Annotated in this window: 17 protein-coding genes; 8 read left to right on the top strand and 9 right to left on the bottom strand. The window is 48.1% G+C overall.

Going from position 1 to position 15,860, the window contains the following annotated elements; genetic code table 11:
• Positions 1-128: 128 nt before the first annotated feature.
• The 5 genes from xerC to MJO57_RS02820 all read right to left on the bottom strand — a co-directional run bounded on the left by xerC (position 129) and on the right by MJO57_RS02820 (position 4,230).
• Entirely contained in the window at positions 129-1,040 is a 912-nt protein-coding gene (xerC, locus tag MJO57_RS02840; protein ID WP_305881920.1) for a tyrosine recombinase XerC, read from the bottom strand.
• Positions 1,041-1,075: 35 nt separating this feature from the next.
• Entirely contained in the window at positions 1,076-1,804 is a 729-nt protein-coding gene (locus MJO57_RS02835; protein WP_252022809.1) for a DUF484 family protein, read from the bottom strand.
• A 21-nt stretch (positions 1,805-1,825) separates the two neighbouring features.
• Positions 1,826-2,656 carry a diaminopimelate epimerase gene (gene dapF / locus MJO57_RS02830; protein WP_252022807.1) on the bottom strand — a complete coding sequence of 277 codons (831 nt, stop codon included), beginning with the start codon at positions 2,654-2,656 and terminating at the stop codon, positions 1,826-1,828.
• Positions 2,657-2,718: 62 nt separating this feature from the next.
• Positions 2,719-3,993: a diaminopimelate decarboxylase gene (gene lysA / locus MJO57_RS02825; RefSeq protein WP_252026917.1), complete on the bottom strand. Its 1,275-nt coding sequence runs from the start codon at positions 3,991-3,993 to the stop codon at positions 2,719-2,721.
• 66 nt (positions 3,994-4,059) lie between these two features.
• Entirely contained in the window at positions 4,060-4,230 is a 171-nt protein-coding gene (locus tag MJO57_RS02820; protein WP_252022805.1) for a lipoprotein, read from the bottom strand.
• A 138-nt stretch (positions 4,231-4,368) separates the two neighbouring features.
• Between MJO57_RS02820 and cyaY the strand changes: the two genes are divergently transcribed.
• Both cyaY and MJO57_RS02810 read left to right on the top strand, forming a co-directional pair.
• Entirely contained in the window at positions 4,369-4,767 is a 399-nt protein-coding gene (gene cyaY / locus MJO57_RS02815) for an iron donor protein CyaY (RefSeq protein ID WP_252022802.1), read from the top strand.
• Between the two features lie 262 nt (positions 4,768-5,029).
• Positions 5,030-5,503, top strand: a complete 474-nt coding sequence (locus MJO57_RS02810) for a DUF29 domain-containing protein (protein ID WP_252022800.1) — start codon at positions 5,030-5,032, stop codon at positions 5,501-5,503.
• Between the two features lie 132 nt (positions 5,504-5,635).
• On the opposite strand, the gene MJO57_RS02805 is transcribed toward MJO57_RS02810, so the two are convergent.
• The gene (locus MJO57_RS02805; RefSeq protein WP_252022798.1) at positions 5,636-6,817 is read right to left on the bottom strand and encodes a reverse transcriptase domain-containing protein; all 1,182 of its coding nucleotides are present in this window, start codon (positions 6,815-6,817) and stop codon (positions 5,636-5,638) included.
• Positions 6,818-7,603: 786 nt separating this feature from the next.
• Here MJO57_RS02805 and MJO57_RS02800 point away from each other — a divergent pair.
• Together MJO57_RS02800 and MJO57_RS02795 are read left to right on the top strand one after the other, a co-directional pair.
• Positions 7,604-9,145, top strand: coding sequence for a J domain-containing protein (locus tag MJO57_RS02800; protein WP_252022796.1), 1,542 nt, complete (start codon positions 7,604-7,606; stop codon positions 9,143-9,145).
• A 65-nt stretch (positions 9,146-9,210) separates the two neighbouring features.
• A complete protein-coding gene (locus tag MJO57_RS02795; protein WP_252022793.1) occupies positions 9,211-9,372 on the top strand; it encodes a hypothetical protein in 162 nt (53 codons plus the stop codon).
• A gap of 216 nt (positions 9,373-9,588) precedes the next feature.
• Here the strand turns inward: MJO57_RS02795 and MJO57_RS02790 are convergent, their stop codons facing one another.
• The 3 genes from MJO57_RS02790 to tenA all read right to left on the bottom strand — a co-directional run bounded on the left by MJO57_RS02790 (position 9,589) and on the right by tenA (position 12,484).
• Positions 9,589-10,638: a porin gene (locus tag MJO57_RS02790; RefSeq protein ID WP_252022791.1), complete on the bottom strand. Its 1,050-nt coding sequence runs from the start codon at positions 10,636-10,638 to the stop codon at positions 9,589-9,591.
• A gap of 776 nt (positions 10,639-11,414) precedes the next feature.
• The gene (locus MJO57_RS02785; protein WP_252022788.1) at positions 11,415-11,705 is read right to left on the bottom strand and encodes a hypothetical protein; all 291 of its coding nucleotides are present in this window, start codon (positions 11,703-11,705) and stop codon (positions 11,415-11,417) included.
• An 83-nt stretch (positions 11,706-11,788) separates the two neighbouring features.
• Positions 11,789-12,484, bottom strand: a complete 696-nt coding sequence (gene tenA / locus MJO57_RS02780; RefSeq protein ID WP_252022786.1) for a thiaminase II — start codon at positions 12,482-12,484, stop codon at positions 11,789-11,791.
• A 156-nt stretch (positions 12,485-12,640) separates the two neighbouring features.
• Between tenA and MJO57_RS02775 the strand changes: the two genes are divergently transcribed.
• From MJO57_RS02775 to MJO57_RS02760, 4 genes are all read left to right on the top strand, one after another.
• Positions 12,641-13,606: a sulfotransferase domain-containing protein gene (locus tag MJO57_RS02775; protein ID WP_252022784.1), complete on the top strand. Its 966-nt coding sequence runs from the start codon at positions 12,641-12,643 to the stop codon at positions 13,604-13,606.
• A 63-nt stretch (positions 13,607-13,669) separates the two neighbouring features.
• On the top strand, positions 13,670-14,278 hold the full coding sequence (locus tag MJO57_RS02770) for a hypothetical protein (protein ID WP_252022782.1): 609 nt from the start codon (positions 13,670-13,672) through the stop codon (positions 14,276-14,278).
• A gap of 108 nt (positions 14,279-14,386) precedes the next feature.
• Entirely contained in the window at positions 14,387-14,977 is a 591-nt protein-coding gene (locus MJO57_RS02765) for a hypothetical protein (protein ID WP_252022780.1), read from the top strand.
• 245 nt (positions 14,978-15,222) lie between these two features.
• Entirely contained in the window at positions 15,223-15,819 is a 597-nt protein-coding gene (locus tag MJO57_RS02760; RefSeq protein ID WP_252022778.1) for a hypothetical protein, read from the top strand.
• Positions 15,820-15,860: the final 41 nt, after the last annotated feature.

Raw genomic sequence — 15,860 nt, 5'->3', positions numbered from 1 at the left:
AGAGTCCGGAGTTTCCGCCCTTCGACAGGCTCAGGACGAACGGAGCGCGGAGGCACGTCAACCCGTCAAACTCATTGAAACCATGTACTAGCTGTTCCCGGACGGTTTATAAGAGAACGTACTGCTGTCTATTTATCTTTTTTCTTCCTCGCTCTTGGGTGCGCCTTATCATACACCGCCGCCAGATGCTGAAAATCCAGATGGGTATAGATCTGGGTGGTGGAGATATCGCTGTGCCCCAGCAGTTCCTGAATTGAGCGCAGGTCACCGCTGGATTCCAGCAGGTGACTGGCAAACGAGTGTCTCAGCATATGAGGATGAACCCCCACCGGCATGCCCGCTTCCCTGGCAAACGCCTTGATACGATACTGAATCTGTCGGGTACTGATGCGCTTGCCCGGCTTTGACAGGAACAGGGCACTGCCACTCTCGCTCCGAACGAACTGTTGGCGAAACCTCAGCCAGTGTTGAATCGCCTGCCGGGCTTTGCTTCCCACCGGGACCATGCGCTCTTTACTGCGTTTCCCAAGCACTCTCACCTGTGACCAATCACCGGAAAAACTGTCAATATTCAGTGCCGCCAACTCGGCCAGCCGCAAACCTGAAGAGTAGAAGAGTTCCAGAATAGCCAGATCACGGCACTTGAGAGGATCACCATCCGCCTGACCATAGGGGTCATCCAGCAAGTGATTGACCTGATCTGCATCCAGCGTCACCGGCAGAGGCCGAGCGGTTTTCGGCGCCCGAAGCAGCCGGGCCGGATTATTGGCTACCACACCCTGAGTTAACAGGTACTGATAAAAACGACGAACCGATGAAATCAGCCGCTGCAGGCTGCGGCTGGATAAACCCTCTTCATGCCAGAGTCCGAGCCAGTGCTTTAACTGCTGCTCGGTAATCTGTTCCCAGCCCTGAATGTCTCCGGCTGTCGCCTGTTGCATAATACGGGAGAGATCACGCTGATAGGCACAGAGCGTATGCGGTGAGTGCTGCTTTTCATAGCGAAGGTAGTCCATAAAAGCGGCCACTGACTGTTGCAGGCCGCTATTGACCGGGGAATCGGCAGCAGAGGGACTCATGAATGAAGCTGACGAGCCAGAATTCGGCTCAATATATCGCCCAGGTAACTGATAAACAGGGTGCCCATGCTGGCCTTGAAATGGTGCTTATCCTGACTACCCAATGCCAGAATCCCCAGTTGCTGCGGTTCACTGAGGACATAGCTCAGGGGCGCAATGGCCACCGAGCCAACATTGCCGGCCTGCTCCTGAAACAGGAAGTCCAGTTCTGCCTGAGTCACCTGCCCACAAATGGCTTTACCACTGGTCATGATGGAACCCAGAGTTTCGACAACAACGTCGGTATGCTCAATCCTCACGGGCAGGCTCATCGGTTTTTCACTGAACAGAATCAGCGAATGAAATTCGATACCAAACTCATGGTTAAGGCTGTCACCGATGACCTCCACCAGCTGTTCCAGGTCTTTGCTTTCCAGCAATGACAGTACCAGAAGACGCATGCGGTCAAAGAGTTTTTCATTCTCTCTGGCGTTATCAGCCATACGTGCCAGCTGGTGCCGGTAGTCCAGCGCCCGTTCACGCAGCAGTGCCACCTGACGCTCCACCAGCGAGATGGTATCACCACGTTGATGGGGCAATTTCAGATCCAGCAACAAGTCGTCACGCCCAACAAAGAAGTCAGAGTGCTCTCTCAGGTAGTCAGCAACCTGTCCCGGTTTCAGAGCCTGCGGCTGATCAATGGATTGCTGTTTTTCCTTGTCGGCTGCGACGATTGGTTCAGTCATTATCTTTGGCCCTTAGCTGATTTATAGCCGGGTGTATCCTTCATAAACACGGGTTGCTGCACCTGTCATCATAACCGGACTACCCTCTCCCGGCCAATAAATAGACAGGCTGCCCCCTGGTAAATTCACTTTAACGGTATCGCCGAGCAGGCCTAGCTGACGTCCTGCTACCACAGCGGCACAGGCACCGGTGCCACAGGCGAGTGTTTCACCAACACCGCGCTCAAATACCCGCAGGTTAATCTCATCAGCACTGAGAACCTGCATGAAGCCGGCGTTGCACTTTCGGGGAAAATCCGGATGCGCTGCAATCAGCGGCCCCCAGGTTTCTACCGGCGCCCTGTGAACGTCATCCACCGGGTAAACGCAGTGCGGATTGCCCATGGAAACGACAGCAACCTCAATGACCTGGCCATCAACCCGGAGGGGGTATGTCTCTGAGCGCTGCGGCGCATTAAATGGTACCTGCTCAGGCTCCAGCCCGGGCACCCCCATATCCACACAAACCTCACCATTACTCAGTATACTCAGCTCAATGTTCCCCCCGGCGGTTTGCACCCGAATCCGGTCACTGCCAATCAGCCTTTTGTCCCGTACAAAACGGGCGAAACAGCGGGCCCCATTGCCACACTGCTCCACTTCACTGCCATCGGCATTGAAGATACGGTAGCGGAAATCGATATCAGGATGGGTTGGGGGCTCAACCAATAGCAACTGGTCAAAGCCGATCCCGAACCGCCGGTCCGCCAGTCGACGGATTTTTTCCGGGGGCAGGCGCAGGTTCTGGGACACCATATCGACCACCATAAAGTCGTTACCCAGACCGTGCATCTTGGTGAAATGTAGCAGCATATATCAGGTTCTTTCTTGGTACATTTTTGGAACATTCCTGGAGCATTGCTTCGGCAGCAGGGCTACGGCAGCAGGCTTTCTGCAGCAAACTGTTCGGCAATGGTTTCCCGACGACGGATCACATAAGCCTCGGTACCATCTACCATGACTTCTGCGGCACGATTTCGGGCGTTGTAATTGGAACTCATCACAAAACCATACGCACCGGCCGAATACACCGCCAGCAGATCACCCTCCCTGATGGTCAGATGCCGCTGCTTACCCAGGAAGTCACCACTTTCACAGACCGGCCCGACAATGTCGTACACCTGAGGATCGACATCACTGTGTTGCACAGTGTTGACAATGGTATGCCAGGCACTATAGATGGCCGGCCTCAGCAGGTCATTCATGGCGCCATCGACAATGGCAAAGTGCTTCTGCTCAGTGGTTTTGATCAGCTCAACGCGGGTCAGCATGATACCGGCCCGGGCGGCAATGGAACGGCCGGGCTCCACCACCAGGGTCAAATCACCATAGCCCTGTTCAACCAGTCGCTGTTTTACCGAAATCAGGTAGTCAGAAGGGGATGGTATTGTTTCATCCTGATACTGAACCCCAAGGCCACCGCCAATATCGAGATGTTGCAAATGAATACCCAGAGCTTTCAAGCGATCCATTAACAGCAGGAGACGATCCAGGGCATCCAGGAACGGTTCGGTGGTGGTCAGCTGGGAGCCAATATGACAGTCAACACCCACCACCTCAATATGACTCAATTCAGCAGCACGGGCATAAACGGCAGGAGCCCGGTCAATATCAATGCCGAACTTATTATCTTTCAGGCCAGTGGAGATGTATGGGTGCGTCCGGGCATCAACATCCGGGTTGACCCGCAGGGAGATGCGGGCCACTTGACCCATTGCCTGCGCTTCTTCCTGAATACGTTGCAGCTCCTGTTCTGACTCAATATTGAAGCAGTGGACACCCACTTCAAGCGCCCGACGGATTTCATGGCGTTGCTTGGCAACCCCGGAAAAAACCACTTTGCCCGGATCACCGCCAGCCGCCAGAACACGCTCCAGCTCACCGACAGAGACAATATCAAAGCCAGCCCCCAGTCGAGCCAGAACATTCAGCACCGCCAGGTTGCCATTCGCTTTTACCGCATAACAAATCAGATGCGGCCAGTCCGCCATGGCCTGATGGTATGCCAGATAGCTGTCCTCCAGAGCTTTTCTGGAGTAGACATACAAAGGCGTACCGTATTGACTGGCCAGCCGTTGAACCGGAATAGCTTCTGCAAATAACGCCTTACCTGCCGGTTTTTCCGAGGGCTGAAAAGTAAACCACTCCATCAGGTGACTGCTCCCCATTCCAATGTATTTATTGGTGTAATAATCCAGCAGTTTGCCAAAACCGCGTTATTTGAAGCCCTTTTCAACAAGGCGAGTCTGCGCATCAGTACTGACCAGTGATGATGTGGGTTGGTACAGGTCACCTTTCTGCCCACAGCCGGTCAGCAGCAGAACCAGCAACGCAGCAGCGGCAAATGCGGAAGTTTTCAGCTGATGGCCAGCAGTGAACACGCTCATAACCCGATCCTTAATTCTGAATAGCCCACAGTATAACTGGCTAATTACCGATGGCTCTAGTTAAAATGGCTGAGGGCTTTTTTAATGATTGAGGTTACTCTGCTATCTGATTGAAGCTGACTGAAGCGTTTTCCTTTCATGGAAGGCTCTATCAGCAAAACCGGAAGCAGGTTAACATTTGCCCATTCAGAACAGTATTGCACCGAGACACGTATGATAGAGCGTCAATTTCACGAGCTTCTGGACGGCTTGATGCTGGCCATTGAAGACGCCATAGACGATTCCGGGCTGGACATTGACTATGAGACGTCAGCAGGCATTCTCACGTTAACCTGTGAAGACAACAGTAAAATTATCCTCAGCCGTCAGACACCACTTTTGCAATTATGGATGGCGGCCCGCCGTGGTGGATTCCATTTTGACTATGATGAGGAACAGGGCGACTGGTTACTTGAGGGCAAAGGAGAAGCGTTGCTCGATGTACTCAACCGTTGCCTTACCGAACAAACCGGTGAAACTGTCCAGCTATCTATTTAACGCTCACTGACTTTTAAACCGGTTCCGCAGCCATCGTTATTTCATTGCGGAACCACTAACGATTTATGGTCAAATTCCCCTGGTTATTATCAAAATTCCCCTGGCATGACATTCATGACCTATACTCCAGCCCATTTGTGACAGCTTCTTCTGGTATTGATTCTTTACGGCAGGGTTCGGAGAGTTGGAACCACCATTTTCTGCGCTTGAGACAATGCTGACACTCTTAAAAAAACATCAGTAGCATCGGGAGGTCATCACAATGAGCAACCTGTATAAAACGGACTTTTATCAGTGGACCCGTGAGCAAATTGATTTACTGAAAAAAAACAAGTTTCGAGCGTTGGACTTGGAAAACCTGATTGAGGAAGTAGACGACCTTGGCCAGGAAAAGGTGAATACTCTGGAAAATCATCTGACCCGGATACTGGTTCTACTGCTCAAATGGCAGATGCGTGCCTTCAAGGAAGATTTACGAACACTCAACCGCTGGTATCGCAGCTGGTTTATGGTCATTGATTACAGTCTGGAAAAAGAACGGGCGATCGTTAAACGACTGTTGATGAAGAATCCCAGTTTGTACGGATTAGTGGATGAATGTTTGCTGGAGTGTTACCCCATTGCCTGTCGGGATGCTTCGCGGGAACTGGAAATACCTGAGGATGAGTTTCCGGATACCAATCCGTGGACCATGGAGCAAATGATGACGGATGGGTTTCCCCCGGGGCCGGAATAGAGTTTTAAACCGCAAAGGACATGAAAAATCGCAGGGACGGCCGCTTCAGGGCCTCAGATAATGAAAAGTAATGGAGTTTGCTGATAGATAGAGGGTGAGTAGACCTGCCCGGTCACCCGGGCAAGCCCCTCCTCAGAACCGGACTTGCGGAATTACCGCATCCGGCTCCCGATAGACCCGTGTCCCCACACATGTTCGGTGAGACCGGAACATTGACACCGTTTTCCAGCTCTCTGGATACGCCAACACTTTAAGAATTTTCACCAGCTTTCCCCAGCTCAAGTATCCTTTTCCTCCCTGACGATTAAGCCATCTGTGGATCGTTCGTTTGCCTTGCAGAATGAACTGCCTGACCCGTCCTTGATTGTCTGTGATCCCATGATAGTTGATCCATCCCTTGATCCCCCGAATCGCTCTCTTCAGCGTTTGCACACGGTCAGAACTCAGGCGCTTCCAGAGGAACTCCCTTAACCCTTTGAGCTTCGATGCAAAACGATCTTTACGGCTGGTGAACTTCAGTCGCCAACCACCTTTTCGCATCTTACCCCAGTAACAGGTGAACCCCAGGAAGTTAAACGTCGAAAGACGCTTACCTGATTGATTGGCCCTCTGAGCTGCAATCCATCCTGCAGGAATTATCTGCGATTTCTCTCTATGCAACTCCAGACCAAACTTCTCTAACCGTTTTGGCAACACTTTATAAAAGCGCTCTGCTTCACTGGCATCCCCAAAAAGGAATACCATATCGTCAGCGTACCTCACCATTTCCGCCCGCCCTTTGATGTGAGAACGGCTTACCTCGGCAAACCATTCATCTATCACGTAGACAGCACCATCCCGGTTTCGGGAACTGGACTGCAGCAAAGTCCTCAAAGCATCGTGACAACTCAAGCCGGGCCTGAATCCGTATGAGCACGGTAGAAACAGCGGTTCGTATATCTTGCCAGGGATTTGACTGGCTGCAAGTTGCACCAGTTTGTCTTCAAAGCAGGATATGACCAGTGGCCGTTTGCTCCCATCCTCTTTCGGGATTTCAGTGACCCTCGCGGGTTTTGGCCTGTAAGTCCCACGGCGAATGCGCTGGAGAAGGTGTTTCAGATTTTCATCCAGTTTTACGCCGTAAGTCTCCTTTGTCTCACGGTCAATACCTACGGCTTTATTCCCGTTCAACCAATGGAATTGCTCCTTCAGCATGTCAACATTTAGCAGGTGGCCAAGGTTATTGAACACCATTTGTCTGTCGTATGCCGATTTCTCACCTATGCGCTCAAGTTTCGTTAACCATGATTGTCCGTCGTTGCTGAGTACGGTCATTGTTTCTCTCTCACGCTCGATCTATCTGCCAGCCCTTCGCTCCACGGTCGTTACCCGCTTCATCACTACTATGACTGACTCCGACTTCCATAGAGCCATCTGTAAAGCCTCGTGTTTTGCACTTGTACTTAACATACTCAATCCTTTGAGAGCCCTATGGATCTCCTGGGTTCAGTCGTATATCTCTATAAACTCGCCGACGCCTGCGACTCCGGAGGGTAGTGCTGTTCGGATTCCCAGATTGACCTTACACAGCACTCTTGGGCCTGCTGCCTGCATAAGAGCATCGGCACCCACAACAAGTGGTATTTCGGAGCTGTCACGTTCACCATTTGGTTTCGGCTCGGATATTTCGCTGTCTACGCTTCATCACTTTCGTTACCTTCAGCAACGCAAGACTCGCTATACGGTGGAGCTGGTTCTCCTTCCGCAACGGGACTTTCACCCGCAAGATATACGCCGCTTATCCCAGCGCACTATGCATTCCCACGGAGGAGAGGGTGTCGCAAAACCCTCCGAACACTCCGAACACTCCGGACATCTCGTTCCCACGCTCTGCGTGGGAATGCATACCGATCCCGCCACAAATACCATACTCGCATGAAGCCCCCGAAAACCCTGCCAGGCAGTAGCTCTTTCTCATGCTGCCAGATCCGTATGCATTCCCACGCGGAGCGTGGGAACGAGGGTTTTGCGACAGCCTCAGGACCGTGGGAACGAGGTAAATCGGTGTATTACACATATGTATGAATTTTATTATAAATTGTCCGAATAATAATATACCAAATGAAAAATATTGAGGCATCGGAAATGAACTCATCATCAGGGACATCGTTGACCCAAGGGTTAGCAAAATTAGTCAACCTGGGGGCCATTGGTAAAGATGACCAATTGGAACTACACGAGGGCACTTTCACAACAAAAGCACAATTGAAACAACATCATGTAAAAAAACCGAACGGAGATATAAAACAGTATCTGCATGATTTAGAGAGTGAAATACGTAGTAATGGTGTCAAGCCTGCAATATCACTGAAGGATAGAAAGAAAATTACTGTAACAGATGTTCTTTCTGTGCTGTCTCAGTATGAGCAAGTTACTTGTAAGTCTGCTCCTGAGCCTATTTATGCCAAGTCTACTAAAATCAAGCGTGCGGAAAGCAAAGACAGTGGGATAGTTAGTGATTCCTCTGACGTTGATTCACTTGATGATGAGAATCCACCACCGCTGCCACCTCGATATACTTTAACTGCTGATGATGTTTGGAACAGGTTTGGAGATTTTTTTGATAAACAAGGGAATCCTATTGATAAAGAAGGCTGGAAAGATTTAATTAATACACTCGGTATTGGTGAGTTAAAAAAACTGGCGTTCAATATAATATCTAATACAAATGGGTTTAAGGATACCGATCCTGTTCGAGTCATGAGTGTAAAAGCTTATGCCAAAAAAAGAATGGCAGAGCTTGTTGATTCAAAAGGTGTTGAAGGTGCAGTAAAATACATTAATAAAAACATGAATTACCAGCCAAATAAGCTGTTAGGTGTTGAGGCTAGAAGTGCCTTCTCGAAAATAGTCGAAGCCAAAGATGTTATCCATTTAACCAGTAGTGATAACTGGTTAGATATTATTAAACTAATGTCTTCTTCTGAAGTAAAAAAACTGGCTTTTAGTGAGCTAACTAAAAAAAATGGCTTTCAGAATGATGATTTATCTCGAATAGCGGTAATTAAAGTTTACGCTGAGAAAAGGTTAGCTGAAATAATATCAAGCACTGGTATCTCTGGTGCTGAAGAATTTCTTCATGACCCCAAAAATAGTAAAAATTATGCACAAGGAACGGTTTTGGGAGATACATACAGAGAATTATTGGGCATCAAACAAGATGTATATGCGGAAGTAACATTTGACGGCTCAAAATTAGTGAACTGTCTTAAAGTACTGGGATTGAATTATAAGAATAAAGCATATACACGAGATCAATTGAATGAAGCCTATGTTGAAAAACTTAGAATGCTTGAAGAAAAAAATGATGTGAAATCTGATCACAAGCGACGCTCCTATAGTGAAGCTTTTGAGTACCTCATTGAGAATCCACCTGAATGGTGGGGATGGGATGCGGGCCTTGAGGGAGAAAAAGTACATAGCTATGATCCTGATGATTTGGTTGTGCTTGGCTTGGATAGAGAGAGCGAACCAGGTAGTAACGAACTGAAAAAAGCTTATCGTCGCCTGGCCTTACAACATCATCCTGATAAGGGGGGTGACGTTGAGAAGTTTCAGGCGCTGGATGCAGCCTATAACAGGCTTATAAAATACTTTTCATGAAAATATCAGGGAACTTGATGTGTCAAGTGATGGCACATCAAAACCTATGTTGCATAAGGGATGATATGGCCACCACCAACATCTGGCAGCAATTCAAATCGCTGATTCCCGAAGGAGCCAGGACCGTCGTCACCATAACCAACAACAACGGCGACGGAACCAACAGCGCAACATTGAGGGATGGAACGAGTATCAAATGGCAGATGCGTGCCTTCAAGGAAAGATAATGGAAAGGAATGGAGTCTGCTGATAGATAGAGTATGCATTCCCACGGAGGACCGTGGGAACGAGGTACGGCGACGGAACCAACAGCGCAACATTGAGGGATGGAACGAGTATCAAATGGCAGATGCGTGCCTTCAAGGAAAGATAATGGAAAGGAATGGAGTCTGCTGATAGACAGAGTATGCATTCCCACGGAGGACCGTGGGAACGAGGCAATATTAGAAGTAGTAACGAGCTTGCAGGATCAGCTTGTCATCAACACTCTCAGTAGTGCCAGCTATTACGCTGTCCTGGAACTCATAAGTACCGGACAGCTGAACTGGGCCCTGAGTGTAAACAACTTCAACTGGGATGTACTTGATTTCACCCTTGTTGGCTACTGCAGAGTTAGACTCATCCTTCAGCTGGTTGTAACCACCACCAACTTTGAACATCTCGTTCAGCTGATAGCTGGCGTACAGTTCCATACCTTGAGCTTCTTTAACAAAGCCCAGATAATCTTTATCATCCAGATTGCGCAGCTCTGCGTAGGTGAAAGCAGCATAGATCTTGTCAGCTTCGAACTTGGCACCGATAACAGCAGACTTTGCTTTCAGTTTGTCAGAACCATAAACCACAGGCTTCAGGTCTTTGACTTCGGCCTGGTTATAAGCAGCACCAAAGCTCAGACCCATTGGCAGATCATAGCTGGCGGCAATAGCGTAAGAGCTATCACGAGTACCAAAATCCACCGCTGCTTTACTATCAATAACTTCTCTCTCACCCAGCTGTGCCTGAGCAGAGATATTCAGACCCATGATGCTGTGGTTGTACTGAATAGCGTCGTCAGCACGGGCTGTACCCAGAGCGTCACCGAATCTAGAGTAAGTACCAATAGTGTTACCACCAGTAGTAGCCAGTACATCAGTCCAGCCAGCAACTGTGTAGTAAGTAGACCACTGCTTACCGTAAGAGATAGAACCGAACTGGTCGTTCTTAGCACCCAGGTAACCCAGACGGTTACTGAAAACGTCTCCGTCAGTATCAGTCACGTCGAAGCCCCACTCAGCTTTGGCAAAAGCAGTAGTCGCTTCAGTCAGCTTGTGTTCGAAGCCAAAGTTGATACGGCTGCTGTCGCCTTCAGATTTGCCATCAGTCTGGTCAACATAACGCATACCAACGTGACCACCGATGGTCACTTTGTCAGTGCCGTTGTCGATAACAGTAACAGCCATAGCCTGACCAGCCATGACGGAAGCAACAACAGCTGCAAGAATTTTCTTTTGCATGGAGTTCACTCCTGAAATTGTGTGTGATGTGTGTGCTTTTTGCTGTCGCCTTTCTTCTTATGCATGGCATAGGGCAGAAGCCCCTCACCGATGCGAGCGACTTAATTTGGAGGCAATTATTCAAGAGTGTTTGTACTAAGGTCACATTAAATAATTGAATCTGCTTATGACTTTTTCTCCTGCAAATAGGGTAAATATTAATCAGAATGTGATAACAAATAATCAAAACCAGGAATAAAGGCCTTGATTAATAAGGGAAGGAAATAAACTGCAACGAAGGGCACAATCTAAAATACCCAGACAACAAGGTAGGTAGATACCGAAACAATCAATTGAGTTTGATATTCCCGGTTGATGAAAATTTACATTCCATTGATGTATATCAACCCAGAAATAATCAAAGCAAAAGCTGAATCCGGGCTTTCCTGAGAAGACTCGTTCCCACGGTCCCGAGGTTGTCGCAAAACCCTGCGGACACTCTGAACATCTCGTTCCCATGCTCTGCGTGGGAATGCATACCGATCCCGCCACAATTACCATACTCGCATGGAGCCCCCGAAAACCCTACCAGGCAGTGGCTCTTTCTCATGCTGCCAGATCCGCATGCATTCCCACGCGGAGCGTGGGAACGAGGTGTCCGGAGAGTTTTTCGACACCCTCTCCCCCGTGGGAATGCGTGCCCGAAACTCCCAGCCAGGTAGATGCGGCGGGAATGCCTGAAAACGAGAAAAAGCGTGTTGTCGTTCCTATGGAGAACCACAGGAACGGGAACCGGTTTAGATGGCGGGCTGGTCAGGAAGGCGACCGATGATCTGGATCAGAATTTCTTCAATCTTGTCAAAGCGCTTGTCCTGCTGATCAAAGCGCTGGTCAATCTGCCGGAACTGGGCCTTGACTTCCCCCTTGAACTCATTCAGCTCTTTACGGGTGTCCTGCTGCTCTTTGAGAATAAGAGCAACCACTTCATGGGTGGCACTGACGACATTTGCCAGATCGCGAAAGGCGTGATTAAGTGCTTCCTGCCCCATCTCCAGTTTCTCAACTCTCGATTCAAGATTCATACGCATGCCTTTACGGGTTATGAGTTATAGGTTATGAATTGTTGTTCGAGGGCTTAGGATAGCAGAGAAATACAAACCGCCACCGGACGTTAAAACGAGCAATCCAGCCCCATCTGCCAGAACCCGATTTCCAGCCGGGTGGCTGCCCGGAACGTCTGGCAGAGTGAATCCATCCGGGCAGCGTTATAACGGGACTGGGCCAGATGATCCAGCCGCTGGACCTGCTTTCTGGCACCTTCCAGAAACGCTTCACCACCGTAGGCTTCGATCCAGGCCCAGTAGGGGTTGCCCTCTTTGAGGGTATTGGGATCGTGCTTCAAACGATGGCCGATTTCCGCATAACCAACGGCACAGGGCGATAACGCCGTGTATAAATCCAGAATATCACCGGCCATTCCCCGTTCCAGCACGTAGCGGGTATAAGCCATATTGGCCCGGGCTTCCGGCAGGCTGACCACATCCTTTTCTGTCAGCCCCCACTCCCGGCAATAGGACAGGTGCAGTGTCATCTCGCCCAGGATACCGCTGACAGAGGCCGATGCCGAACGCATATCGTCCAGATTATCGGACTTGTAAACCGCCAGTGAGTAGGCCCTGGCAAAGTGAATCAGAAACAGATAGTCCTGCTGAAGGTAGTGGCGAAAACAGGCCAGAGGCAGTGTGCCATCAGCAATTCCCTGAACAAATGGGTGATGACAGTAGTCATGCCAGTCCTCCTGGCAGGCTGCTTTCATGCGCCCATACAAGCTGTTTTCATCGTTGAGGCGTTGCATATCTGAGCTCATGTCCGGACTCCAGGCATTATGATCGGCCCGCATCATAGCTCATCACTAAAAAGTTAAGGAACATTATTGTCATAAACAGGGTCAAAGATGTTTTGGGAGCTGGTTTGGAGTCCGGTTTGGAATCTATGAAGTCATGCCCCTTGAGGTGATTAGATAATGCAAGCAAACACATCGTACGTTTCAGCAACGATTACCCGGCTTAACAGTGTGGATGTCTCCGATGAAATACGAAACGCCGGGAAAGAAGATATCGTTTTTGCCCATATTCCTAAAACCGGTGGCACCAACATTGATTATCTGATGAAAGCCATCAGCAGGGATTCTGGAAAGGTATTTAATCATCGCTTCCCTGTTAAGCGACAAGAAGGGGTTTCCCCAAATCTTTTCAAAATGGGCGCCATGGGCGGTTATCCCTCCCGGGAAGCGCTTCAAACCCTTGCAGCACAGAATCCACCTCGATTTATCAGCGGTCATATGCCAACCGGCCTGATAGCAGATGGTGGTTTTAAAGGACGATACATCGCCTTGGTTCGGGAGCCGGTTGAAAGAGCCATATCCTCCATTAATTTTGATTACCAACGGGGTTACCTTGCCAAAGAAGATGTTGAAACTTATGCCAGTGCTACCATGATTGATAATTTACAAACCCGGCTGATTGCCGGGAAACATTATATGAATGGTGAATGCTCAGAAAAAACCTGGCAGGAAGCGACCACAAGGATAGAGAACGACTTTCTGTTTGTCGCACCGACAGAGGCTGCCAATTCGGTAACGGCACTGGTGGGTTCACTGTATGGCGAGAAAAAAGTGGCAACTGCTCGCTTTCAGGTAACGGGCGATAAGCTTTACGATGAGAAATCCCCGCCGGAACACCTTAAGTCTGTTTTAACGGAGCGCAATCACTTTGATATCCGGCTTTATAATCATGTCGTTAACCAGTGGGCGTTATTCAAGGAGCGCCATGTTACCGAACTACCAGCGGGTAACAATGAAGAAGCCCCCTACTTAACCTTACCTCCAGACATGTTAACGACTAAAGCATGGAAAAGACTAACCGACCATGAAATTGAGGAGCACAACCGCAAAACAGATGGTTCACTGATTCGTGTTCGACAGCTTTAGGCGTTTACAGGCGTAATTTTCACTGCCTGGTTTCGGACTTTTACTAAAATAAAAGGTTTTCAAATGATTAACTCAAGCACCTCACCATCAACCGTTTCTCCAAACTTTGCTGTTGCCATGAAACAAATTCAACATCAAAGATTGAACAAGCAATTATCAACTGCTATTAGCGAAGTTGAAGCTATTATTTCAGAAAGAGCAATGCGCTGTAATTGTCCTAAGCAAGATTTTGTCAGATTACTGACCGATTATTTTGTATGTTATTATCAATTACCCAAACCGCAACTTTCAACGACCAGTCCCACTGCACAAAATCCTACAGCCCCCGATGAGTGGAATTGGGCCAGCTGGGAAAGTAAACATTATGAGCAGGTTCCCAAATCATCAAAATCAAGCGAGACTGGCTACGCTCACAAATCAAGGGAGAAAAAAAATCAAATTATTATCGAACTTAATAGTGCTTTAGGTTGTGACCATCGATTTAAAATCTGCAAAGAACTGTCTTATGTAAAGAATAAAATTGGTGAAGGCATACTTGAAGGATGTAATGATATGTTTGAACTTTCAAACCTTCTTGATCAGCAATTACTGTCACTAACACCACTTATTCACGAATGCATTCAGGCGGGTCTGTTCACAGAAGAATTTATTAATAATTTGTACTCTATGTGAATCGTTTCGCTACCACAGAAACATCGACTCGAAATCTACTACAAGGTTGTCAAATGTATAATCCAACGATAAGCAATAGTTCCGCACTACCCTCTGCTCCTCCATCTTATGATACCGTTCTGGCAGAAATGGAAAGAACAGCAACAACGAGCGAGATTTACAACAGTAACTGGCCAGGTTAATGCTATTATTTCAAGCGGTGCTATGGACGATAATTGTCGTCCGAAGGATTATGCCAAATCACTGGTCAAAAAATATCTTATAAAGCATTATAAATTGTCTGCATCGGAGCTTCTGCCGATCAGTCGCACGTCACAAAACCCCACTGACCCCGATGAGTGGCCCTGGTATGAATGGCAAGACAGACTTTATAACGAATATGCGTCCTGGCCCAGAGATACGATTTGCTACCGTTTTAAATCAGTCGAAAAAAGGGATAAAATCAGATCTATGCTTATTAGCTTTGGCTTGAACAATTTTGATAAATTTAAAGCCTGCAAAAATTTGGATCTTTTAATGTCTCAATTCGGTGCGCGTCGAGTGAATCGTTGCAATAATACTTTTGAACTTTTAGATCTATACAAACATGAGAGTATACCCATAACACCACTTATTCGCGCCTGCATTCAGAAAGGTTTGTTTACAAGAGATTTCATTAATGATTTGTACAATGTATCGAAGCCCTCTACTTATTTGTAAGTGCATAACCCGGTGAAATTACCTGTCTTCTTGCCCACAACCCCAAGATTTCAACATAATTGGAAATATTCGAGAGTACATCATAGCCCCGCTAGTTTGGTTCTTTTGAGGTTCCCTGTCGCCAGTACCTGCCGGTAATAGCACCAGAGAGAAAACGGCTGCTAAGCTAAATATCAGAAATAAAAATAAATAACAGGAATAAAAGAAGGTCGGACAAGACTTAATGGTTATCAGGAGAGATAAAAATGCAGATTAACTCGACAAACTCCACTCCACAATTGACTACCCCACAAAATGAAAAAGTGGCCGGTTCTGAGGGTAAAACGTCCGACAATAGACACGTGGTTACCACTGAGGCTAATAAGCAGATGCCGGAACCTTCAGGTGCGAATGCTAAATTGACAACTTCACTGGCGGAGCGAAGTGTAGGTCAAGGTTCAGAAATTGCGAGACCGGAAGATTTTCAGCCAGGTATTGACCAGAGAGAGTACTTTAACTCGATCAAAAATCGGATAGATTCGAATCCGGCTTTCAGCGCTGCTGATTCAAAGATGGTCGGTGTAGACACAAGCCTTGCCAAGGGCACCAATGTCGCCGTACTTTCTGCTTTCAATTCCATTGTTTTCGCTGGCGGTACTGAGGGTGCGACACCATCTGGAGCAAGAACCCATCTCGAAAATGCCTTTAGGATGATTAAAGAGATGCAAAGCCTGGATACCAGGCTTAATGAGTTTTCCAGCGTGGATATTGCCTTGTCTCGGACAATACCTAAAAACAGAGAAGTCCTTCGGCCACATGTTGAGGCTGTTTTTGCCAACGAGGAAAATAAACTCCAGCAATAGTCTGTACTATTTATTCAGTAGGAGGCATGGCATCGACAATC

The organism is Endozoicomonas sp. SCSIO W0465, assembly GCF_023716865.1.
In the GTDB taxonomy this organism is placed as follows: domain Bacteria; phylum Pseudomonadota; class Gammaproteobacteria; order Pseudomonadales; family Endozoicomonadaceae; genus Endozoicomonas.
Note: the sequence above shows the minus strand (reverse complement) of the source record. Positions and strands in the feature narration are given on the sequence as shown.